This window comes from Burkholderia sp. JKS000303, assembly GCF_002563755.1.
GTDB lineage: Bacteria > Pseudomonadota > Gammaproteobacteria > Burkholderiales > Burkholderiaceae > Burkholderia > Burkholderia anthina_B.
In genome coordinates this window covers 53,338-74,047 of the sequence record NZ_PDBZ01000004.1, presented here as the reverse complement: position 1 = coordinate 74,047, position 20,710 = coordinate 53,338, and the positions used below count along the sequence as shown (strand labels likewise).

General features: G+C 68.3%; 18 protein-coding genes and 1 tRNA gene. 6 read left to right on the top strand and 13 right to left on the bottom strand.

The window, feature by feature from the left end:
* Positions 1-48: 48 nt before the first annotated feature.
* Positions 49-123: transfer RNA gene (locus BX604_RS33550), tRNA-Val, on the top strand.
* A 259-nt stretch (positions 124-382) separates the two neighbouring features.
* On the top strand, positions 383-922 hold the full coding sequence (cysC, locus tag BX604_RS33545) for an adenylyl-sulfate kinase (protein ID WP_098555420.1): 540 nt from the start codon (positions 383-385) through the stop codon (positions 920-922).
* Between the two features lie 18 nt (positions 923-940).
* On the opposite strand, the gene BX604_RS33540 is transcribed toward cysC, so the two are convergent.
* From BX604_RS33540 to hutH, 10 genes are all read right to left on the bottom strand, one after another.
* Positions 941-2,335 carry an aspartate aminotransferase family protein gene (locus tag BX604_RS33540; RefSeq protein WP_098555419.1) on the bottom strand — a complete coding sequence of 465 codons (1,395 nt, stop codon included), beginning with the start codon at positions 2,333-2,335 and terminating at the stop codon, positions 941-943.
* A 28-nt stretch (positions 2,336-2,363) separates the two neighbouring features.
* Positions 2,364-3,701 (bottom strand): glutamine synthetase family protein, encoded by a 1,338-nt coding sequence (locus BX604_RS33535; protein WP_098555418.1) that lies wholly within the window; start codon positions 3,699-3,701, stop codon positions 2,364-2,366.
* Positions 3,702-3,713: 12 nt separating this feature from the next.
* On the bottom strand, positions 3,714-4,520 hold the full coding sequence (locus tag BX604_RS33530) for a gamma-glutamyl-gamma-aminobutyrate hydrolase family protein (protein ID WP_098556532.1): 807 nt from the start codon (positions 4,518-4,520) through the stop codon (positions 3,714-3,716).
* Between the two features lie 728 nt (positions 4,521-5,248).
* Entirely contained in the window at positions 5,249-6,046 is a 798-nt protein-coding gene (gene hutG / locus BX604_RS33520) for an N-formylglutamate deformylase (RefSeq protein ID WP_098555417.1), read from the bottom strand.
* Between the two features lie 60 nt (positions 6,047-6,106).
* Positions 6,107-7,483, bottom strand: coding sequence for a formimidoylglutamate deiminase (locus BX604_RS33515; RefSeq protein WP_098555416.1), 1,377 nt, complete (start codon positions 7,481-7,483; stop codon positions 6,107-6,109).
* A gap of 23 nt (positions 7,484-7,506) precedes the next feature.
* Positions 7,507-8,730: an imidazolonepropionase gene (hutI, locus tag BX604_RS33510; protein ID WP_098555415.1), complete on the bottom strand. Its 1,224-nt coding sequence runs from the start codon at positions 8,728-8,730 to the stop codon at positions 7,507-7,509.
* A 4-nt stretch (positions 8,731-8,734) separates the two neighbouring features.
* Complete coding sequence (locus tag BX604_RS33505) at positions 8,735-9,346, bottom strand: HutD/Ves family protein (RefSeq protein ID WP_098555414.1); 612 nt, start codon at positions 9,344-9,346, stop codon at positions 8,735-8,737.
* Positions 9,347-9,348: 2 nt separating this feature from the next.
* Complete coding sequence (gene hutU / locus BX604_RS33500) at positions 9,349-11,037, bottom strand: urocanate hydratase (RefSeq protein WP_098555412.1); 1,689 nt, start codon at positions 11,035-11,037, stop codon at positions 9,349-9,351.
* Positions 11,038-11,076: 39 nt separating this feature from the next.
* Positions 11,077-11,772 (bottom strand): histidine utilization repressor, encoded by a 696-nt coding sequence (hutC, locus tag BX604_RS33495; protein WP_098555410.1) that lies wholly within the window; start codon positions 11,770-11,772, stop codon positions 11,077-11,079.
* Between the two features lie 4 nt (positions 11,773-11,776).
* A complete protein-coding gene (gene hutH / locus BX604_RS33490) occupies positions 11,777-13,300 on the bottom strand; it encodes a histidine ammonia-lyase (protein WP_098555406.1) in 1,524 nt (507 codons plus the stop codon).
* Between the two features lie 226 nt (positions 13,301-13,526).
* Here hutH and BX604_RS33485 point away from each other — a divergent pair, with 226 nt between their 5' ends.
* A complete protein-coding gene (locus BX604_RS33485; RefSeq protein ID WP_098555404.1) occupies positions 13,527-14,447 on the top strand; it encodes a glutamate/aspartate ABC transporter substrate-binding protein in 921 nt (306 codons plus the stop codon).
* 21 nt (positions 14,448-14,468) lie between these two features.
* Here BX604_RS33485 and BX604_RS33480 read toward each other — a convergent pair whose 3' ends face one another.
* Both BX604_RS33480 and BX604_RS33475 read right to left on the bottom strand, forming a co-directional pair.
* A complete protein-coding gene (locus tag BX604_RS33480) occupies positions 14,469-15,221 on the bottom strand; it encodes a 4'-phosphopantetheinyl transferase family protein (protein WP_098555401.1) in 753 nt (250 codons plus the stop codon).
* A gap of 158 nt (positions 15,222-15,379) precedes the next feature.
* Entirely contained in the window at positions 15,380-16,432 is a 1,053-nt protein-coding gene (locus BX604_RS33475; RefSeq protein WP_098555387.1) for an alpha/beta hydrolase family protein, read from the bottom strand.
* 120 nt (positions 16,433-16,552) lie between these two features.
* Here BX604_RS33475 and BX604_RS33470 point away from each other — a divergent pair, with 120 nt between their 5' ends.
* From BX604_RS33470 to BX604_RS39845, 3 genes are all read left to right on the top strand, one after another.
* Positions 16,553-17,494 carry a LysR substrate-binding domain-containing protein gene (locus tag BX604_RS33470; RefSeq protein WP_098555375.1) on the top strand — a complete coding sequence of 314 codons (942 nt, stop codon included), beginning with the start codon at positions 16,553-16,555 and terminating at the stop codon, positions 17,492-17,494.
* A gap of 302 nt (positions 17,495-17,796) precedes the next feature.
* Positions 17,797-19,029 carry an MFS transporter gene (locus BX604_RS33465; RefSeq protein WP_098555372.1) on the top strand — a complete coding sequence of 411 codons (1,233 nt, stop codon included), beginning with the start codon at positions 17,797-17,799 and terminating at the stop codon, positions 19,027-19,029.
* The gene (locus BX604_RS39845; protein ID WP_257146498.1) at positions 19,020-19,142 is read left to right on the top strand and encodes a hypothetical protein; all 123 of its coding nucleotides are present in this window, start codon (positions 19,020-19,022) and stop codon (positions 19,140-19,142) included. Before BX604_RS33465 ends, BX604_RS39845 begins: the two co-directional genes overlap by 10 nt.
* Before the next feature lie 51 nt (positions 19,143-19,193).
* Here BX604_RS39845 and BX604_RS33460 read toward each other — a convergent pair whose 3' ends face one another.
* Complete coding sequence (locus BX604_RS33460; protein WP_098555369.1) at positions 19,194-20,672, bottom strand: cryptochrome/photolyase family protein; 1,479 nt, start codon at positions 20,670-20,672, stop codon at positions 19,194-19,196.
* Positions 20,673-20,710 lie beyond the last annotated feature (38 nt).

Genomic DNA, 20,710 nt, shown 5'->3' with positions numbered 1-20,710 from the left:
AAGGTCTTTACGAACCCCAAAAGCTCTGACATAATTTGATTCTTCTTTGGGCGGTTAGCTCAGCGGTAGAGCACTGCCTTCACACGGCAGGGGTCACTGGTTCGATCCCAGTACCGCCCACCAAAGAATTCAAGGGCCTGCGTCTCACGACGCAGGCCCTTTTCGTTTTGCGCGTCGCTTTCGCATGTTCCATGTTTCGCGAGCGACCTCCGCCCGCCTCGTAATATGCAGTAACGAATTCGTAACATTGATCTGGTATTGGCTGACTAGAATCGACCGACAATGACAGCCGGCCGAGCGGCACCGGCTCCCGAATCCAATCAAGACGAACGGGGATCTGGACCGCGCGTTGCGCGGCTGGTTCATACCGTCGCAACTACCCATGACATTGTCGAATTCACACACCCTGTGGTTGACCGGCTTGAGTGGCGCCGGCAAGTCCACGCTCTCGCGCGAGATCGCCGCACACTTGCGCACGCACAACATTCCTGTCTGTATCCTCGATGGCGACGAACTGCGCTCGGGCGTCTCTCCCGATCTCGGCTTCAGGCGCGACGATCGCGCCGAGAACTGCCGGCGCACCGCGGAAATCGCGAAGCTGCTGAACAACCAGGGAATCATGGTTGTGGTCGCACTGATTTCGCCTTATGAAGTCGACCGGCAACTGGCACGCAAGATCGTCGGCGACGAGCGCTTCGTCGAAATCTATCTGAAGACCGACATCGAGACCTGCTCCGCGCGCGATCCGAAACGTCTGTACGCCAAGGCGATCACCGGCCAGACGCGCCAGTTCACCGGCATCTCCGATCCGTACGAGGTACCGGCATCCCCGGATCTCGTCGTCGAGACCGGGGCGATGTCCATTTCCGAGTGCGTCGCGCGCATCATCGAATTCGATCAGCAGCGCTTCGACCACGTCTGATCGAAGCACCGCAGCCGCTCACGTTGCGCGTGCGACACGCTCCGCCGTCGCGTCGAACGCGCGCTTCGCCTTGTCGACGATCTCGTCGACCTCCCCTTCCCGAATCACGAGCGGCGGCGACAGCAGCATCCGGTCGCCGGTCGCACGCATGATCAGGTTGCCGTTGAAGCAAAAGTCGCGGCAGATCGTGCCGACATCGACGCTCGCGTCGAAACGCGCGCGCCGGTCGCGATCGCGCGCGAGCTGCACGCCGGCAACCAGCCCCACGCCCGCAATCTCGCCGACGATCGGATGATCGCCAAGCGCCTCTCGCAGCCGGCGCTGGAAATACGGACCGATGTCGCGCTTCACGCGCTCGACGATCCCTTTGTCACGCAGCAGCTTCAGGTTCGCGACCGCGACGGCCGCGGCAACCGGGTGGCCCGAGTACGTGAGGCCGTGATTGAATTCGCCGTGGTCGATGATCGGGCCCGCGATGCGCTCATGAATGCCCGCTGCACCCATCGGCACATAACCGGACGTCAGGCCCTTGGCCATCGTGATCAGGTCCGGCTCGAAACCGAAATGCTGATGGGCGAACCATTCGCCGGTGCGGCCGAACCCGCCGATCACTTCGTCCGCGACCAGCAGGATGTCGTACTTGCGGCAGATCCGCTGGATTTCCGGCCAGTACGTCGACGGCGGGAAGATCACGCCGCCCGCTCCCTGGAACGGCTCGCCGATGAACGCCGCGACGTTCTCCGCACCCAGTTCGAGAATCTTCGCTTCGAGCTGCTGCGCGCGTGCCAGGCCGAATGCTTCCGGCGTCTCGCCGGCCTGCGCTTCGCCGAAGAAATACGGCTGGTCGATGTGCACGATGTGCTCGACCTTCGAGGGCATCTGCTCGTGCATGTAGCCCATCCCGCCGAGCGTGGCGCCGGCGATCGTCGAGCCGTGGTAGCCGTTCTTGCGCGAGATCACATATTTCTTCTGCGGCTTGCCCTGCACGCGCCAGTACTGGTGCACGAGACGCAGCACGGTGTCGTTGCCTTCCGAGCCGCTGTTGCAATAGAAGAAGTGGTTGAAGCCGGCGGGCGTCACTTCGGCGAGCATCGTCGACAGCTCGATCACCGGCGGGTGCGTCGTCTTGAAGAACGTGTTGTAGAACGGCAGTTCCTGGAGCTGGCGATACGCGGCGTCGGCCAGTTCCTTGCAGCCGTAGCCGACGTTCACGCACCAGAGGCCGGCCATCCCGTCGATGACCTTGTTGCCGTCCGAGTCCCACAGATAGACGCCGTCGGCCTTCACGATCACGCGGCTGCCCGCACGGTTCAGCGCGCCCATGTCGGAAAACGGGTGGATGTGGTGCGCGGCGTCGAGCGCGCGGTATTCGGCGGTCGGCCGCGCGGCGACGGATTCGTTTCGTTCGGTCATGTTTCCTCCGCAAGACGATGCCGCACGCTCACACGTGCAGCAGAAGATGCCGGCGCTCCCACGAACTGATCACGCGGAAGAACGCTTCGTATTCGGTATCCTTCAACGCCAGATACGCCTTCACGAACTTGTCGCCGAGAATGCCGGCGAGCGGCGTGCAGGCGGCCATCAGCGAAATGCCCTCCTCCAGGTTGCGCGGCAACTGGTACGGCAGGTCGTAGCCGTCCGACGCGATCGGCTCGGTCGGTGCGAGGTTCTGCGTGAGACCGAGATAGCCGGCGGCGAGCGTCGCCGCGAATGCCAGATACGGATTGCAATCGACGCCCGGAATCCGGTTCTCGATGCGCCGCCCGGCCGGCGCCGACTGCGGGATGCGAAAGCCGACCGTGCGGTTGTCGTAGCCCCACTGGACGTTGATCGGCGCGGCCATGAAGCGCGACAGCCGGCGATACGAGTTGATGTACGGCGCGAAGATCGGCATCAGCGCCGGCGTGTACTTCTGCAGCCCGGCGAGATAGCTGTGGAACATCGGCGACACGACACCGCCTTCGTCGGCGAACAGGTTACGGCCCGTGTGTGCATCGGCCAGGCTCTGGTGGATATGCATCGCCGAGCCCGGCTCGTTTTCCATCGGCTTGGCCATGAACGTCGCGTACATGTTGTGGCGCAGCGCGGCCTCGCGCACCGTGCGCTTGAACAGGAACACCTGGTCGGCCAGCGACAGCGCGTCGCCGTGCACGAAATTGATTTCCATCTGCGCGGCGCCGACTTCGTGAATCAGCGTTTCGATGTCGAGGCCCTGCATCTCGCAGTATTCGTAGATGTCCTCGAACAGCGGGTCGAACTCGTTGACGGCCTCGATCGAGTACGACTGCCGGCCGGTTTCCGCACGGCCGGTGCGCCCGACCGGCGGACGCAAGGGCAGATCGGGATCGGCGTTCATGTCGACCAGGTAGAACTCGAGCTCGGGTGCGACCACCGGCCTCCAGCCCTTCGCCTTGTACAAATCCAGCACGCGGCGCAGCACGTAGCGCGGCGAGATCTCGACGGGCGAGCCGTCGAAGTGCACGCAATCGTGAATCACCTGCGCGGTCGGATCGACGGCCCACGGAATCAGGCAGATCGTCGATGGATCGGGCACGCACACCATGTCGGGATCGGTCACGCCGGTCAGCGTGCCGTCTTCCGGATAGTCGCCGGTGACGGTCTGCACCATCACGGCCTGCGGCAGGCGCATCGATTCGCCGGACTCGAATTTGTTGCGCGGGATGATCTTGCCGCGCGCGATGCCGGCCATGTCGGGAATGATCGCCTCGACTTCCGTGATGCGGTGCTGACGCAGGAATTCGCTCAGTTCGGGTTGCATGATCGGCCTCGTTCAGTCGATGTCGGATGCGGCCGGCGACGGCATGGTGCCGCCGGCCGCATGAATGCGATGCGTCATGCGCGCGCGGCACGCCGCGCCGAATGCCGCGAAGATGTCGCGCGACAGCGGTTGCTCCGCGAAACGCCATTCGGGATGCCACTGCACGCCGAGCGCGAACGCGCGCGCGCCGCGCACGCTGACGGCCTCGATCAGGCCGTCGGGGGCGCTCGCCTCGATCGCGAGCCCCGCACCGAGCCGCGCGATGCCCTGGTCGTGCAGCGAATTGACCATCGCGTCGGGCGCGCCGCGCGCCACGCGTTGCAACAGCCCGCCCGGCGCGAGCTGCACCCGGTGCGCGGGGCCGTACTGCCGCTCGAGCGGGTCGCCCGTGCGCTCGCGGTGATCGTCGAAACCAGGGCTCGCATGCAGCCGCTGATGCAGCGTGCCGCCATAGGCGACGTTCAGCTCCTGCATGCCGCGGCAGATCGCGAGCACGGGCACGCCCGCGTCGATCGCAGCACGAATCAGCGGCAACGCCGTCGCATCGCGCGCGGGATCGTGCAGCGTGTCGGGCATGCTGGCCGGCCCGCCATAGTGATGCGGCTCGACGTTCGAATAGCTGCCGGTCAGCAGCAGCCCGTCGATCGACGCGACGATCGCCTCGACCGGCTGCCGCGCGCCGAGCGCAGGCAGCACGAACGCCAGCGCGCCGGCGCCGTCGACGAGCGCGACGAGGTACTTCTCGCCTGCCGTGTGGTTCGGATGGGCGCCGCGCATGATGCGATCGGCGGTGACGGCTACGATCGGGCGCGCGCGCATGGTCGCCTCCACGGTAGGCGCGCGGCGCATGCGGACGCGCAAGACGACAGAAACCCGCGCCGAGCGCGCGGCACGCGCCCATGCGCGATGCTGTCGCGCAATCGGCGCGGCAACGTGCGGTGCGGCCCGAAGTGCAAGCGTGAAGGGACGCTAGGGTAACAACGACGCGCTGCCGTCGCACTGCACGGCACTGAACACGTACGCGGTCACGAGATTGAAGCGGCGCAGGCCGCAATGGGACACAGCGAAGAAGCGAGGCTCGCATGAGGAGGCGGTGCGCGTGCCGCGATCTGCAGGCCGGATCGGCCCGGCTTGAGGCGGCGCGCCCGCCGACGGACTTCGGGTCCGGCGTATCGAAGGGCTGGCGGCTTTCACGATCGTACTCGACTGACTGATGAAGGCAGGACACGTGTCGCGATCAAACGGGAGCGGCAATGCCGCGCGGCGACACGTCGGCAAGGTGTCTCGCAGCGGATTCCGGCACGGTACGGCGATGATCGACGCCGTCTGCACCGGTGCGCGCGCGACGACTTCCTGACATTCAGCTTATATCACCTAAAAATTGCGTCAAATTTTCAGGTGTCGAATCCGGCATCGGTCAGACGAAAAAAAACGGCATCGACCAGGCGGGTCGATGCCGTTTGGTGCGCTGCGTCGGCGCGTGCCGCCTGCGCCGGCGGGGCGCGACGCGATGCTGCGTCGCGCTGCCGCACGCAACGGCCGATGGCTCAACGGTGCGCGAGCGCGGTTTCGACGAGCGTCTGCAGCAGCGGCACGATGTGCGCGGCGCGCGTTTCGTCGTATGCGTACGGACGCGTCTCTTCCATGTACGTGATCTGCGACAGTTCGAGCTGCACGGCTTCGACGCCGGTCTCGGGCACGCCATACTGGCGCGTGATGTAGCCGCCCTTGAAGCGCCCGTTCGCGACGGCCGTATAGCCGCCATGTGCGCTCACGCACGCGGCCAGCGCCTCGGCCAGGCCGGGCGCCGCGCTCGCGCCGCTCGACGTGCCGAAGTTGAAGTCCGGCAGGCGTCCGTCGAAGAAGCGCGGCACGTGCGAGCGGATCGAATGCGCTTCCCACACGAGCACGCGGCCGTGCTCGCGCTTCAGGCGCGCGATCTCGCCTTGCAGCGCGTCGTGATACGGACGCCAGTAGCGGTCGCGACGGCGCATGATCTCGTCGTTGCCGGGCTGCGCGTTCGCCGGATACAGCGGCGCCTTGTCGAACGTGTCGACCGGCACGAGCCCGGTCGTGTCCTGCCCCGGGTACAGGTTCTCGTTGTCGGGCGGACGGTTCAGGTCGACGACGTAACGCGCGTGCGACGGCACGAGGATCGATGCGCCGAGCGTCGCGGCGAACCCGTACAGCCGCTCGAGATGCCAGTCGCAATCGTCGACGAAGCGCGCGTCGGGCGTCATCGTCGCGGCGATGTCGTCGGGAATATGCGTGCCTGCGTGCGGAATCGAGATCAGCAGCGGCAGCGTGCCCTGCTTCAGCGTGAATACAGCCGGTTGTTCAGTCATGTCGCTTCACCGTAAGAGTCTGCCGGCGCACGCGGACGGCGTGCGCCGGATGCTGCACGTTCAGCGCAGCAGTTGCGCCAGCGCGGCGCGGTAGTCGGCATACGCGACGGCTTCGTCGCGATGGCGACGGCCGCTCACGACGCGCTCGCCGCCCGTGTAGACGTCGAGCACCGGCGTGTCGCCATGCTCGGCGAATACCGCCCCCGACAGCCAGGACGCGCTGTCGTGTTCGGCGATCGCCGGATGATCGGGATCGAGCACGAGCCAGTCAGCGCGCGCGCCTTCGCGCAGCGCACCGATGCGCCGCCCGCTTGCCTGCGCACCGCCCGCGAGCGACGCATCGAACAGACGATCGGCGACATGCGCTTGCGTATCGCTCGCCAGCACGTTGCGTGCGCGATGCACGAGCCGCTGCCCGTATTCGAGCAGGCGCAGTTCCGAGCGCCAGTCGACCGACGCATGGCTGTCGGAACCGACGCCGATCACGCCGCCCTGCGCGAGATAGTCGACGGCCGGGAACACACCGTCGCCGAGGTTCGCTTCGGTCGTCAGGCACAGGCCGGCCACCGCACGGCGCTTCGCGAGCGCCGCCGTTTCGGCCGCATCGACGTGCGTCGCGTGCACGAGACACCAGCGCGCATCGACGTCGAAGCGATCGAGCAGCCATTGCACCGGGCGCGCACCGTAGGCGCGCACGCAGTCGTCGACTTCGGCCGTCTGCTCGGCGATATGGATGTGCACCGGCGCGTCGTCGGGCAAGCCTTCGAGCAGCACGCGCAACCCGTTCTCGGACACCGCGCGCAGCGAGTGCGGCGCGACGCCGTAGCGCAGCCCGCCATCCTCGGGCGCGACGCGACGCATCGCGTCGAGCAGTTCGAGCAGCCCGTCCGGCGTGTTGATGAAGCGGCGCTGGTCGTCACGCGGCGGCTTGTTGCCGAAGCCGGCGAACTGGTACGACACGGGCAGCATCGTGATGCCGATGCCGGCCGAGCGCGCCGCGTCGATCACGCGCGTGCCGAGTTCCGCGATCTGCGGATAGCGCGAGCCGTCCTGCGTGTGGTGCACGTAGTGGAATTCGCACACCGACGTGTAGCCGCACTTGAGCATCTCGACGTACAGCCAGCGCGCGATCGCCGCGAGCGCGTCGGGCGTGATCTTCAGCGCGAAGCGGTACATCAGGTCGCGCCAGCTCCAGAAGCTGTCGGCGGGATTCGCGCGGTATTCGGTGAGCCCCGCCATCGCGCGCTGGAACGCGTGCGAATGCAGGTTCGGCATGCCGGGCAGCACCGGCCCGGCCGCGCGCGCGACGCCGGCCGGCGCATCGGTGTCGGGCGTCACGCCGGTCAGCGTGCCGGCCGCGTCCCAGCGCAGCAGCACGTTGCGGCGCCAGCCACCGGGCAGGTATGCATGGTCCGCGAACAACGTCATTTCGGTCATCGTCAGTCTCGATTCGTCCAGGGCTAGCCGTTCATTCGGCGAAACACGGTCGCACCGCCGCGCACGACCTGCTGGCACAGCGGCCGGCCGATCCAGTAAGCGAGCTCCGACAGCGAGCCGACCGACCAGACCGCGAAGTCGGCCTGGCGACCCGCCTCGAGCGCGCCGTGGCGATCCGCGCGGCCGAGCGCCGCGGCCGCATGGCGCGTCACGCCCTGCAGCACCTCGGGCACCGTCATGCGGAACAGCGTGCAGCCCATGTTCATCGTCAGCAGCAGCGATTCGAGCGGCGACGTGCCGGGATTGTGATCGGTCGCGAGCGCGATCGGCACGCCGTGCTTGCGCAGCAGGTCGATCGGCGGCAATTGCGTTTCGCGGATGAAGTAGTACGCACCGGGCAACAGCACGGCGACCGTGCCGGCCGCCTTCATGGCTTCGATGCCGGCTTCGTCGAGAAACTCGAGGTGATCGGCGGACAGCGCGCGGTATCGCGCGGCCAGTGCCGTGCCGCCCGCGTTCGACAGCTGTTCCGCGTGCAGCTTCACCGGCAAGCCGCGCCGCGTCGCGGCCTCGAATACGCGTTCGGTCTGCGCGAGCGAGAAGCCGATGCGTTCGCAGAACACGTCGACCGCGTCGACGAGCCCTTCGTCGGCCAGCGCCGGCAGCATGCGTTCGCACACTTCGTCGATGTATTCGTCCGCGCGCCCCGCATATTCCGGCGGCAGCGCGTGCGCGCCGAGGAACGTGGTGTAGACCGTGACCGGGAAGCGCTCGCCGAGCTGGCGCGCGACGCGCAGCATCTTGCGTTCACTCGCGAGGTCGAGCCCGTAGCCCGACTTGATCTCGAGCGCGGTCACGCCTTCGGCGAGCAGCGGCTGCAGGCGTGCGGCGGCCTGCACGAACAGCGTCGTCTCGTCGGCCGCGCGCGTCGCACGCACCGTCGACACGATCCCGCCGCCCTGCCGCGCGATCTCCTCGTAGCTGACGCCCGCGAGGCGCTGCGCGAACTCGTCGGCGCGCGTGCCGCCGTACACGAGGTGCGTGTGGCAGTCGACGAGGCCCGGCGTCACCCACGCGCCGTGCAAGTCCTCGCGCTGCCAGTGCGCATAACCGTGCGGCAGCGCGGCGAGCGCGCCGAGCCACGCGATCGTGCCGGTTTCGTCGACGGCGATCGCCGCGTCGTCGATCGTCTCGTCGGGATGGCCGTGCGGACACAGCCTCAGGTGATGCCAGACAGTCGGTTTCATGCGTTCAGTCTCGTTCGCCGACGGCGAGCGACACGGCGAGCAGCGCGCCGCCTCCGCTCACGACGACGTCAAACGCACGCTGCAGCCCGTCGAGCTGCAGCGTGTCCATTTCTTGCAGTGCGTAGTGCGCGCCGTCGATCTCGACGCGGACCGCGCCGGTCGCGCAAAACAGCAGCACGGTATCGGCGCGCTCGACGCGGTGCGTGCCTTCGGGCCACACATCGACCGACCCGCGCGCAGCCGAACGGCGCGTCATCAGGTTGAAGTCGCGCGTCGCGCCGTCATGCAGCGTCGCGTCGATCGCCACTTCGCCCGCGAAATCCGCGCGCGCGAGCGGCGCATCGAGCACGTGCTTCGCACCGCCCGCTTCCGCGAGCGTCATGCCCGCGCCGGACAGCAGCACGAGCGTGCGGTCGATGCCGTCGAAACGCGAAAACGGCCCGGCCGCGCCGACGTCCGCGACGCTCACGCGCCATGCGAACGTATCGAGCGCGGCACCCGGCGGAAACGCGCCGATTTCGCGCGTCACGCCGCCACCGTTCTTCCACGGCGACGCGACGAGATCCGCCGCGCGGATCATCGTCGTGTTCACCGGCGCCTGGTCGAGCGCCGTCATGCTCAGCGGCCGAGCATCGGCAGCTTCAGGCCGGCTTCGCGGGCCGTCTGCTGCGCGAGTTCGTAGCCGGCATCCGCGTGGCGCATCACGCCCGTCGCCGGATCGTTCAGCAGCACGCGACCGAGACGCTCGTGCGCATCGGCGGTACCGTCGGCGACGATCACGACGCCCGAGTGCTGCGAGAAGCCCATGCCGACACCGCCGCCATGGTGCAGCGACACCCACGATGCGCCGCCTGCGGTGTTCAGCAGTGCGTTCAGCAGCGGCCAGTCGCTCACGGCGTCCGACCCGTCCTTCATGGATTCCGTCTCGCGGTTCGGGCTTGCGACCGAACCGGTGTCGAGGTGGTCGCGGCCGATCACGATCGGGGCCTTCAGTTCGCCGTTCTTCACCATCTCGTTGAACGCCTGGCCGAGGCGATAGCGATCCTTCACGCCAACCCAGCAGATCCGTGCCGGCAGGCCCTGGAACGCGATGCGCTCACGTGCCATGTCGAGCCAGTTGTGCAGGTGCGGATCGTCGGGGATCAGCTCCTTCACCTTCTGGTCGGTCTTGTAGATGTCTTCCGGATCGCCCGACAGCGCGACCCAGCGGAACGGACCCTTGCCTTCGCAGAACAGCGGGCGGATGTACGCCGGCACGAAACCGGGGAAGTCGAACGCGTTCTCGACGCCCATTTCCAGCGCCATCTGGCGGATGTTGTTGCCGTAGTCGAGCGTCGCCGCGCCGCGTTCCTGCAGATCCAGCATCGCCTGCACCTGGACGGCCATCGACTGCTTCGCGACCTTCACGATGCTCTGCGGATCGACCTTCTGCGCTTCGCGCCATTGCGCGACGGTCCAGCCTTGCGGCAGGTAGCCGTTGATCGGGTCGTGCGCGCTCGTCTGGTCGGTCACGCAATCCGGCGTGATGCCGCGCTTGACGAGTTCCGGGAACACGTCGGCCGCGTTGCCGAGCAGGCCGATCGACACCGGCTTGCCGCTGCGCTTCGCTTCCTCGATCATGCCGAGCGCTTCGTCGAGCGTCGTCGCCTTCTTGTCGACATAACGCGTCTTCAGACGGAAGTCGATGCGCGTCTCGTCGCATTCGACCGCGATCATCGAGAAGCCGGCCATCGTCGCTGCCAGCGGCTGCGCGCCGCCCATGCCGCCCAGGCCGCCCGTCAGGATCCAGCGACCCGACGGATCGCCGTTGAAGTGCTGGTTCGCGACCGAGAAGAACGTTTCATAGGTGCCCTGCACGATGCCCTGGCTACCGATGTAGATCCAGCTGCCGGCCGTCATCTGACCGTACATCATCAGGCCCTTGCGGTCGAGCTCGTGGAAGTGATCCCAGTTCGCCCAGTGCGGCACGAGGTTCGAGTTCGCGAGCAGCACGCGCGGCGCATCCTTGTGCGTGCGGAACACACCGACCGGCTTGCCCGACTGGATCAGCAGCGTCTCGTTCTCTTCGAGATCCTTCAGCGACGCGAGGATCTGGTCGTAGCATTCCCAGTTGCGCGCCGCGCGGCCGATGCCGCCGTAGACGACGAGCGAATGCGGATGCTCGGCGACTTCCGCGTCGAGGTTGTTCTGGATCATCCGGTAGGCCGCTTCGGCCAGCCAGGTCTTGCAGACCTTCTCGCTGCCGCGCGGTGCGCGGATCGTGCGCGTCGGATCGAGACGGGGATCGATGTGTTTCGGATGGTTCATGACGACTGCTCCCGAGGGAAAGTGAAGATCAATAAGGAATCAGAAATGCCCGGTGAAGCGATAACGGCTGCCGGGATGCCACAGATTCGCCACCGAGGCGACGACGCCCTGCGACCAGGTGCGCCGATGTAAAACCAGACACGGCTCGACGTCGTCCATCCGCAACTGCTCGCGCCGCTCGGGCGCCGGAGCCGCCGCTTCGATCCGGTACTCGACGCGCTGCAGCGGTGCCGCGCGCATCAGGTACAGGTTCGGCGTCGTATTCGTGAAATCCTGCTCGGCATAATCCGGCGCGACCGCCGGATTTACCCACCGTTCTTCGAGCTGGACGGGTTCGTCGTTCTCGAAGTGCAACACCTGCGAATGAAACAGCTTCGTGCGCACGGCCACCTGCATCTCGTCGGCGAGCGCCTCGTCGGCGCGGATCGTCGCGAGGCCGAGCACGCTGGCGTGATACGCATGCCCGCGCGCGCCGACCTCCTCCGAAATGCTGCGGATCGCCACCAGCGTCGACTCGTACTTCGGCCGCGCGACGTAGGTGCCGGCGCCCTTCATGCGCGTCAGCACCTGCTCGGCCGTCAACTCGCGCAACGCGCGGTTGACGGTCATGCGCGCGACCTTGAACTCGCGGGCCAGTTCGTTCTCGGATGGCACCTGATCGCCCTCCGCCCACTCGCCGGCGTGAATGCGGCCCAGGATGAAATCCTTGATCTCCTGGTAGACCGGCGCACTCATGGGCTTACTGTTCCGATGCGAACGAGAACGGTGCGACCTTCGCGAACGCGCGCTCGCCGACGAGCTTCGCGATCACGGCGATGTCCGGTGCGAAGTAGTGGTCGAGTTCGTAGTGCGCAACCTTGCCGCGGATCGTTTCCATCACCGGCGCCAGCTTCGGGCTCGTGTGGTACGGCGCGCGCAGGTCGACGCCTTGAGCGGCGGCCAGCAGTTCGATCGCGAGGATGTGCTTCGTGTTGTCCGCGATGTCGGCGAGCTTGCGCGCGGCGAACGTCGCCATCGACACGTGGTCTTCCTGGTTCGCCGAGGTCGGCAGCGAGTCGACCGAAGCCGGGTGCGCGAGCGTCTTGTTTTCCGATGCCAGTGCGGCAGCCGTCACGTGGGCGATCATGAAGCCCGAGTTCACGCCGCCGTCCCGCACGAGGAACGGGGGCAGGCCCGACAGCGTCGCGTCGATCAGCAGCGCGATGCGGCGTTCTGCCAGTGCGCCGATTTCCGATGCGGCGAGCGCGAGGTTGTCGGCCGCGAACGCGACGGGTTCAGCGTGGAAGTTGCCGCCCGACAGCACTTCGCCGGTATCCGGGAAGATCAGCGGGTTGTCCGACACGGCGTTCGCTTCGATCAGCAGCACGTCGGCTGCATGGCGCATCTGATCCAGACACGCGCCCATCACCTGCGGCTGGCAGCGCAGGCTGTACGGATCCTGCACCTTGTCGCAATCGCGGTGCGACTGGTTGATCGGCGAGCCTTCGAGCAGGTCGCGGTACGACGCTGCCGCGTCGATCTGGCCTTGATGGCCGCGCAGTTCGTGGATACGTGCGTCGAACGGCTTCACCGAGCCGGCTGCCGCGTCGACCGACAGCGCCCCCGCGACGAGCGCGGTGCGGTACAGGTCTTCGATCGCGAACATGTTGTCGAGTGCCAGTGCGGTCGATGCCTGCGTGCCGTTCAGCAGCGCGAGGCCTTCCTTCGCCTGCAGCGTCAGCGGCGCGAGGCCCGCGACACGCAGACCGTCGAGCGCGCTGGCGCGTTCGCCGCGGATGAACACTTCACCGACGCCGAGCAGCACGGCCGACATGTGCGCGAGCGGCGCGAGGTCGCCCGATGCACCGACCGAGCCCTTCACCGGGATCAGCGGCAGCACGTCGGCGTTGAACAGCGTGATCAGCGCATCCATCACTTCGCGACGGATGCCCGAGTGGCCGCGGCCGAGGCTCGACAGCTTCAGCGCCAGCAGCAGACGCACCGACGAACGTGCCATCGGCTCGCCCACGCCGACGGCGTGCGACAGCACCAGGTTCTTCTGCAGCAGCTCGAGCTGGTCGTGCGGGATGTGCGTGCTGGCCAGGCGGCCGAAGCCCGTGTTGATGCCGTATGCCGGCTCGCCTTTCGCTGCGATGTCGGCGACGGCCTTCGAGCCGGCGTCGATCTTTGCGAAGCTCGCCGGGTCGAGCGTGAGCTGCACGGATTCGCGAGCGATCTTGCGCAGTTGCGGGAGGGTCAGGTGGCCGGGGGTCAACGTAATCATGTGAGCAATCCTGTCTAGACAAGTTCGGGATGGCTTGCAGTTTAGCCACCGGAACTTGTCTAGACAACCCCGTTTTTCATGATTTCGACTTGGGAGTTTCCCTGATGTCCGGCGCGGCCCGCCGGGCCGGCCTGACGAACTCCGTGTTTAACATATGTTGCAATTATTTTGTCTTTGGCAACATACGAATCCGAACTTGCCTACAATCCGCCTACGGAGACTCGCCATGAACATTCCGCCCCGGTTGACCGCCCTTTTCGGCCGCAGCCTGCTCGTCGCCGCGTGCGCGCTCGCGTGCGGCGCGTCGGTCGCAGCCGAGCCGCTGTCCGGCACGCTCGAGAAGATCCAGCAGAACAACCTGATCTCGATCGGCCATCGCGAGACGTCGGTGCCGTTCTCCTATGTCGACACGAGCGGCAAGGTCATCGGTTTCTCGCAGGACCTGTGCGATCGTGTAATCGCCGCCGTGAAGGCACGCACCGGCAAGTCCGACCTGCAGGTGCGCTTCATCCCGGTCACGTCGCAGAACCGCATCCCGCTGGTGCAGAACGGCACCGTCGATCTCGAATGCGGGGTGACCACCAACCTCGCCGCGCGGCATGCTCAGGTGGCGTTCTCGACCACCTTCTTCGTCGCGACCACGCGCCTGCTCACGCGCACGAATTCGGGCATCCACGACTTCCCCGATCTCGCCGGCAAGACGGTCGTGACGAATCAGGGCACGACGTCCGAGCGCCTGCTGCGCAAGATGAACGAAGAAAAGAAGATGAACATGCAGATCATCAGCGCGAAGGACTACGGCGAAGGACGCCTCACGCTCGAATCGGGCCGCGCGGCCGCTTACATGATGGACGACGTGCTGCTCGCCGGCGTGCGCCAGCTCGCGGCGAAACCGGCCGACTGGGCGATCGTCGGCACGCCGCAATCGTCGGAAGCGTACGGCTTCATGTCGCGCAAGGACGACCCGCAGTTCAAGGCGCTCGTCGACGGCGTGCTCGTGCACCTGATGAAGAGCGGCGAGATCAACGCGATGTACGACAAATGGTTCATGAAGCCGGTGCCGCCGAAGGGGCTCGCGTTCGACTTCCCGATGAGCGACGTGATCAAGGCGCGCTACGCGGCGCCGAACGACGCACCGCTCGAGTAACTGGCGCGGGCGGACGCCGGTTCAGCGCGTCCACGCGACGCACGCCGCGTAGCCGGGCGCGGCGTCGAGCCAGCCCGCGTCGAACGCGGCCACGCCGGCGGCCGGCGCAGCCGGCGCGACGATCGTCGTCGCCGGTGTCGCCGCATCGCGCGGCGGCACCACCGCGAACGCACGCAGCCCGCCGCCGATGCCAGTGCCGAGCGCCTTCAGCAGCGCCTCCTTCGCGGACCACACGCGCATGAACGCGTTCGCGCGTGCGGCGGGCGGCAAACTGTCGAGATACGCGGCCTCGGCGGGTGCGCACACTTCGCTCGTCAGTGCGCGCCAGTCGGTCGGCCGGTCGCAGCATTCGATATCGACGCCGACGCGCACGGCAGCCGCCCATGCGATCAGCGCGTGATCGCCTGCATGCGACACGTTGAAATCGAGCGACGTGCGATGCGCCGGGTCCAGCGACGGGCGCCCCGACGCGTCGACGACGATCGCGATGCGGTTCGGCGCAACGCCGAGCGCCGTGCCCAGCACGTCGCGCAGCGCGGCGCGCGTGCCGGCGCTGCGCACCGCGTCATCGTGCCGGAAATACCGTCCGGCACGCGCGCGTTCGGCGTCGCTCAGTGCCGCATACGCGGGCGACGCGAGCGGCACGTGCCAATCGAAATCGATGCGCGCGACCTGCACGCCGGCACGCGATGCGGCCGGCGGCACGTCGAGCATGCGCAGGCGCCACGCGCGGGGCGTATCGGCAGGGAAACCGGAATCGGGCGGAATGGACATCGGCACGCAACAGCCAGTGGAACGAAGCGTCCGATGTTAACCGATCGCGTTGATCGGGGACCGATGCGGTGCGGTCGAGGTCATGCGCGGTGACACCGTGCATGTTTTCTTCACCTGCCTTACCTGCGTCGCCTTCTTCAGCGACGGGCCATGCATGCTCACCCGTTCGCGACGACGCCCGGCACGCCGCTTGCCGCCCGCCGCGCACGTTGCGCCGGATGGCGCGCGTGAATGCTGCCCGGCGCATCGGCCGGCAGCGCGCCGTGCTGCAGCCAGTACAGCGCGACAGGCCACAGCGTGTCGGTAAAGCGACTGTGGAAGAACGCGAAATGGCCGATCGCGTCGACGCCGATATCGCGCGGCGCGATCCGCAGGTGCGTGACGTCGCTGCCCGTGTAATAGCCGACCAGCCGCTCGATCGCATCGACCGTGCCGAACCCGTCGTCGTCGAGACCGATCGCGAGCATCGGCGCCGACAGCCGCGCGAAACGGTCCGGCAACGCCGCGCGGCTCGCGGCGCTCTCGGCGAGCAAGCCGCGCGTGTAGGTATCCTCGAAGCGCGGCTGCGACCGCACCCACGACAGCGCGACGCCGCGCGGCGTATCTTCCATCCAGCCGAGCCGTTTCGCGGGCACGTAGCCGAACACGGCCGCGAGCGCCGGCATCGCGACGTGCCACTTCCACCACATGCGCCGCCGCTCTTCCGCGCGATAGTCGCGCCAGTACGCATATTGCGCGCCGACGGTCACGACGTGACGCACGTGCGCGTTCGACGCCGCGAGCCCGAGCACACACCCGCCGATGCTGTGCGCGACGACGTCGAGCGGCTGGCCGGGAAACGCCTCGAGCGCGTAGCGCAGCGCGGCCTCGCAATCGAGCCGCCCCCAGTCGAGCCAGTTCGCGCGCAGCTTCGCGAGCTGCGCGGGGCGTGATCCGCCGATCCCGCGATAGTCGTAGACGAGCACGTCGCGCCCCTGCGCGAACAGCCACGCCGCGAAGCGAAAGTAATAGTCGCAACGCACCGAGGTCGCGCAATTGATAACCGTCACGGGCCGCACGGCCCCGCCGCCGCGATGCCGCCACACGTAGCCGCGCAGCGGGTAGCCGTCGGCCGCGGCGAGCGTCACGGGCTCGGGCGGCAACGCACCGGCCGCGCGCTCGGTCGGGCGTGCGTCCTGCACGGCACCGTCTGCTTCGTTCGAAATCGTCATCCTGTCTCCTGTGCCGCCCCGCATGACCCGGCGCCCGCGCTCGTCGGCCAGCCTCCATTGAACTTGACGCGCCCCGCGTTCTCAACCAATCTTGCTGCTCCGTTCGCATGAGCCAAACGCATGTCAACGCCGCTCGTCCGTCTCCCGTCGCTGGACCTCGTGCGCGGCTTCGTCGCCGTCGGCCGCCGCATGAGCATCACGCTCGCCGCGCAGGACCTGTGCGTCACGCAATCGGCGGTCAGCCGCCAGGTGCATGCGCTCGAGGCGCATCTCGGCGTCGCGCTGCTGCAGCGCGGCTATCGCAAGATCGCGTTCACGCCGGAAGGCGAACGGCTGTTCCGCGCCGCGGATGCGGCACTGCTCAGCCTGCAGGACACCGTCGCGTCGCTCGCCGCCGTGCGCGAGCGTCAGCCCGTCACGATCACCGCAAGCATCGGCGTCACCGCGCTGTGGCTGCTGCCGCGACTCGGGCGCCTGCAGGCACGCCTGCCCGACATCGACTTGCGCGTCGCCGCGAACGACAAGGTACTCGATTTGCGCGCGGAAGGCATCGACCTGGGGATCCGCTACTGCCCGCGCGATCGCGCGCCGGCCGGCGCCCTGCGGCTGTTCGACGAGATCGTGGCGCCAGTCGCGCACCCGGCGCTCGCCGCGCGCCCCGTCACCGATGCGGCCGCGATCGCCGATCACGTGCTGCTCGAATTCGACGGGCCGCCGCAAACGCAACTGCAATGGCGCACGCATCTGCACGCGGCCGGGCTCGGAGATGCGCGCCCGAAGGGCGTGCTGCGCTTCAACCAGTACGACCAGGTGATCCAGGCCGCGATCGCCGGCCAGGGCGTCGCGCTCGGACGGCTCGCGCTCGTCGCGCCGATGCTCGCGGACGGCCGGCTCGCGGTGCTCGGCCCGCACGCGCAGGCGCTGTCGGATGCGTACGGCTACTGGCTGTTCCGGCATGATCCGGCCCCGCGGCGCGAGGTCGCCGACGTGCGCGACTGGATCGTCGCGGAAGCCGCGGCGTGCGATGCAGCCATGCATGTGTACGACGTGACGCAGCCGTAAGCCGGGCGCGATTTTCCGCGCGCCGGGCCGGGCCGGAAGCCGACGCCGGTGCGGCATTGCTGGCCGGATCGCGTGCCGGCAAGCGATCCGAACCCGTGCCTGCTCCGGCGCCACCGCCGTCTCCGCCGTCCCGATGCACGCCACCTGCCGGCACCGCAGCGACGCCGGCACCGCTGCCGCCCCATCGCATTCCTCCCACGCATGCGAACCCGACCGAATGATCGCTTGAGCGACACCGCGCCGGGTCGTCTAATCGGATCGAACGCGGCCGTCGCGCCGCCTGCCTTCATCCGGAGACACGCATGACCCCGATCGAACAAGACGTCCGGCGCCGCTGGCTGCCGGTGCTCGCCGGCGGCCTGATCATGGGCGCAGCGCTCGGCATCCGCCACGTGCAGGGCCTGTTTCTCGCCCCCGTCACGCTCGATCACGGCTGGTCGCGCGAAGCGTTCGGCCTCGCGCTCGCGCTGCAGAACCTGATCTGGGGGATCGCGCAGCCGTTCACGGGGATGATCGCGGACCGCTTCGGGTCGGTGCGCGTGATCGTCGCCGGCATGCTGCTGTACGCTGCCGGGCTCGTCATGATGGCACTGGCGGCATCGACCGGCGTGTTCACGGTCGGCGCCGGGCTCGTGATCGGCATCGCGCTGTCGGGGTCGGCCTTCGCGTCGATCTACGGCGCGCTGAGCCGGCTGTTTCCGCCCGACCGGCGCGGCTGGGCGCTCGGCGTCGCCGGTGCGATCGGCGGGCTTGGCCAGTTCTGCATGGTGCCGGTCGCGCAGGTGCTGATCGGCGGCATCGGCTGGCAGCATGCGTTCGTCGCGCTGGCGCTCGTCGCGGCCTTGCTCGCGCCGCTCGCCGTGCTGGTGCGCGACCGGCCCGCGCAGGCCGCAGGCCATGCGGACGGCCCCGACCAGTCGATCGGCGCGGCCGTGCGCGAAGCGTTCGCGCATCGCGGCTTCTGGCTGCTGAACGCCGGGTTCTTCGCATGCGGATTCCAGCTCGCGTTCATCGCGACCCACCTGCCCGCGTACCTGCTCGATCACGGCCTGCCGGCGCGCCATGCCAGCGTCGCGCTCGCGCTGATCGCGCTGACCAACGTGGCCGGCACCTATGCGTGCAGCCATCTCGGCGGCCTGTTGCGGCGCAAGTACGTGCTGTCGGTGCTGTATCTCGTGCGCGCGCTGACGATGGCCGTGTTCGTCGCGGCGCCGCTGTCGCCCGCGAGCGTCTATGTGTTCGCGGCGGTGATGGGCTTCACGTGGCTCGGCACGGTGCCGCTGACCAACGGCGTGCTCTCGCAGGTGTTCGGCGTGCGCTACATCGCGACGCTGTTCGGCTTCGTGTTCTTCGGCCACCAGCTTGGCAGCTTCTTCGGCGTGTGGCTCGGCGCGCTCGTGTACGACGCGACGCATTCGTACCTGCCGCTGTGGATCGGCTCGATCGCGCTCGGCGTGCTGGCGGCGCTGCTGCACCTGCCGATCGACGACGCGCGTGTGGCACGCCCGGCACCGGGCAAGGCCGCATGGGCCTGATCCGCACGGCGCTCGCCGCCGGCGTGCTCGCGTTCGTCGCGTGGTGCGGCGCGACCTACTTCGATTCGGGCGTCGCGCTCGCGCTGCTCGAGCACGCGGCGTTCTGCGAGTGACCGGCCAGCCGTGCCGCCCCCCACAAGGCCGATCGGCGGCGCAATGCGCGCCTAGTGACGCTTCGGCAACGTGGCCAATGCATCGAGCGCGCGATGGCGCGCGCCGTCGTGATCGACGATCGGCGCCGGATAGTCGACGTCGAGCCGCACGCCGGCCGCCGCGAGTTGCTCCGGCGACGCCTCCCACGGCGCGTGGATCGTCGCCGCGTCGAGGCCCGCGAGCTCCGGCACCCAGCGGCGCACGTAGGCGCCCTGGGGGTCGAACTTCCGGCCCTGCGTCACCGGATTGAAGATGCGGAAATACGGCGCGGCGTCGGCACCGCAGCCCGCCACCCATTGCCAGTTCGCCGGATTGTTCGCGGCGTCCGCGTCGACGAGCGTGTCGTAAAACCAGCGCTCGCCGGCGCGCCAGTCGATCAGCAGATGCTTGACGAGGAACGACGCGACGACCATCCGCACGCGGTTGTGCATCCAGCCGGTCGTCCATAGCTCGCGCATTCCCGCGTCGACGAGCGGATAGCCGGTCAGCCCGCGCTGCCACGCGCGCAGCGCGGCGGGATCGTCGCGCCACGGCATCGCGTCGAACTGCGCGCGGAAGTTGTCGGTCGCGAGCGCCGGGAAGGAGTACAGCAGCACGTGGCTGAATTCGCGCCAACCAAGCTCGCTCAGGAATTTCTCGGCGCCGGCCGCGCACGCCGCGCCGCCCGCCTGTGCGGCGCCCTGCACCGCATGCCACACCTGGCGCGGCGACACGTTGCCGAAGCGCAGGTACGGCGACAACCGGCTCGTCGCGGGCGGGTCGGGCCGATCGCGCGTGTCCGCATAGCCGGCCAGCGACACGTCCCGGAACGCGTCGAGCCGCGCGTGCGCGCCGCCCTCGTCGGGTGCCGGCCACGCGTCGCGCAGGCCGCCCGCCCAGTCCGGCACGTGCGGGCGCAACGCGAGCGCATCGAGCGCCAGCGCACGTTCGCGTACCGCGGCCGGCCACGGATGAAACGCGATCCGCTCGGGTTCCGGCAGCGGCGCTGCCACCGTGCGATCGCGCCGCACCGCGCGCCAGTACGCGGTGAACACCTGGAACGGCGTGCCCGCGCCCGTCAGCACTTCCCACGGCTCGTTCAACAGGCTGCCGTTGCTGCTCTCGACGTCGAGGCCGCGCGCCTTCAGCGATGCCTTCAACGCCGCGTCTGCATCGCGCTGCGGCTGCGCATAGCGGCGGTTCCAGTACACGGCCTCCGCGCCCGTGTCGTGCACGACGCGCTCGATCTCGCGCGGCGCATCGCCGCGCAGCAGCAGCAGGCGGCCGCCATGACGCGCGAGCGCCGCATCGAGTGCGGCAAGCGCCCCGTGCAGCCACCAGCGCGCCGCACCGCCGAGCGCGCGCCCCGCGCCTGCCCCCGTATCGTCGACATGCACGCACACGAGCGGCCGGCCCGACGCGACCGCGCGCGTCAGCGCGGGCTGATCGGTCACGCGCAGATCGTCGCGGAACCACACGATCGCCGGAGCGACGGACGACTCGACTGGCACAGGCACCTCGCGGCAGGAAACGAAAAAGTGACCCGTAT

Bases quoted from the DNA above. Each gene is read 5' to 3' on its own strand.
- BX604_RS33465 (WP_098555372.1), top strand. From the start codon at position 17,797: ATGACCCCGATCGAACAAGACGTCCGGCGCCGCTGGCTGCCGGTGCTC.
- cysC (WP_098555420.1), top strand. From the start codon at position 383: ATGACATTGTCGAATTCACACACCCTGTGGTTGACCGGCTTGAGTGGC.
- hutC (WP_098555410.1), bottom strand. From the start codon at position 11,772: ATGAGTGCGCCGGTCTACCAGGAGATCAAGGATTTCATCCTGGGCCGC.
- BX604_RS33535 (WP_098555418.1), bottom strand. From the start codon at position 3,701: ATGCAACCCGAACTGAGCGAATTCCTGCGTCAGCACCGCATCACGGAA.
- BX604_RS33540 (WP_098555419.1), bottom strand. From the start codon at position 2,335: ATGACCGAACGAAACGAATCCGTCGCCGCGCGGCCGACCGCCGAATAC.
- BX604_RS33470 (WP_098555375.1), top strand. From the start codon at position 16,553: ATGTCAACGCCGCTCGTCCGTCTCCCGTCGCTGGACCTCGTGCGCGGC.
- BX604_RS33505 (WP_098555414.1), bottom strand. From the start codon at position 9,346: ATGACGGCGCTCGACCAGGCGCCGGTGAACACGACGATGATCCGCGCG.
- hutH (WP_098555406.1), bottom strand. From the start codon at position 13,300: ATGATTACGTTGACCCCCGGCCACCTGACCCTCCCGCAACTGCGCAAG.
- BX604_RS39845 (WP_257146498.1), top strand. From the start codon at position 19,020: ATGGGCCTGATCCGCACGGCGCTCGCCGCCGGCGTGCTCGCGTTCGTC.
- BX604_RS33515 (WP_098555416.1), bottom strand. From the start codon at position 7,483: ATGACCGAAATGACGTTGTTCGCGGACCATGCATACCTGCCCGGTGGC.
- BX604_RS33475 (WP_098555387.1), bottom strand. From the start codon at position 16,432: ATGACGATTTCGAACGAAGCAGACGGTGCCGTGCAGGACGCACGCCCG.
- BX604_RS33530 (WP_098556532.1), bottom strand. From the start codon at position 4,520: ATGCGCGCGCGCCCGATCGTAGCCGTCACCGCCGATCGCATCATGCGC.
- BX604_RS33480 (WP_098555401.1), bottom strand. From the start codon at position 15,221: ATGTCCATTCCGCCCGATTCCGGTTTCCCTGCCGATACGCCCCGCGCG.
- hutU (WP_098555412.1), bottom strand. From the start codon at position 11,037: ATGAACCATCCGAAACACATCGATCCCCGTCTCGATCCGACGCGCACG.
- hutG (WP_098555417.1), bottom strand. From the start codon at position 6,046: ATGACTGAACAACCGGCTGTATTCACGCTGAAGCAGGGCACGCTGCCG.
- BX604_RS33485 (WP_098555404.1), top strand. From the start codon at position 13,527: ATGAACATTCCGCCCCGGTTGACCGCCCTTTTCGGCCGCAGCCTGCTC.
- hutI (WP_098555415.1), bottom strand. From the start codon at position 8,730: ATGAAACCGACTGTCTGGCATCACCTGAGGCTGTGTCCGCACGGCCAT.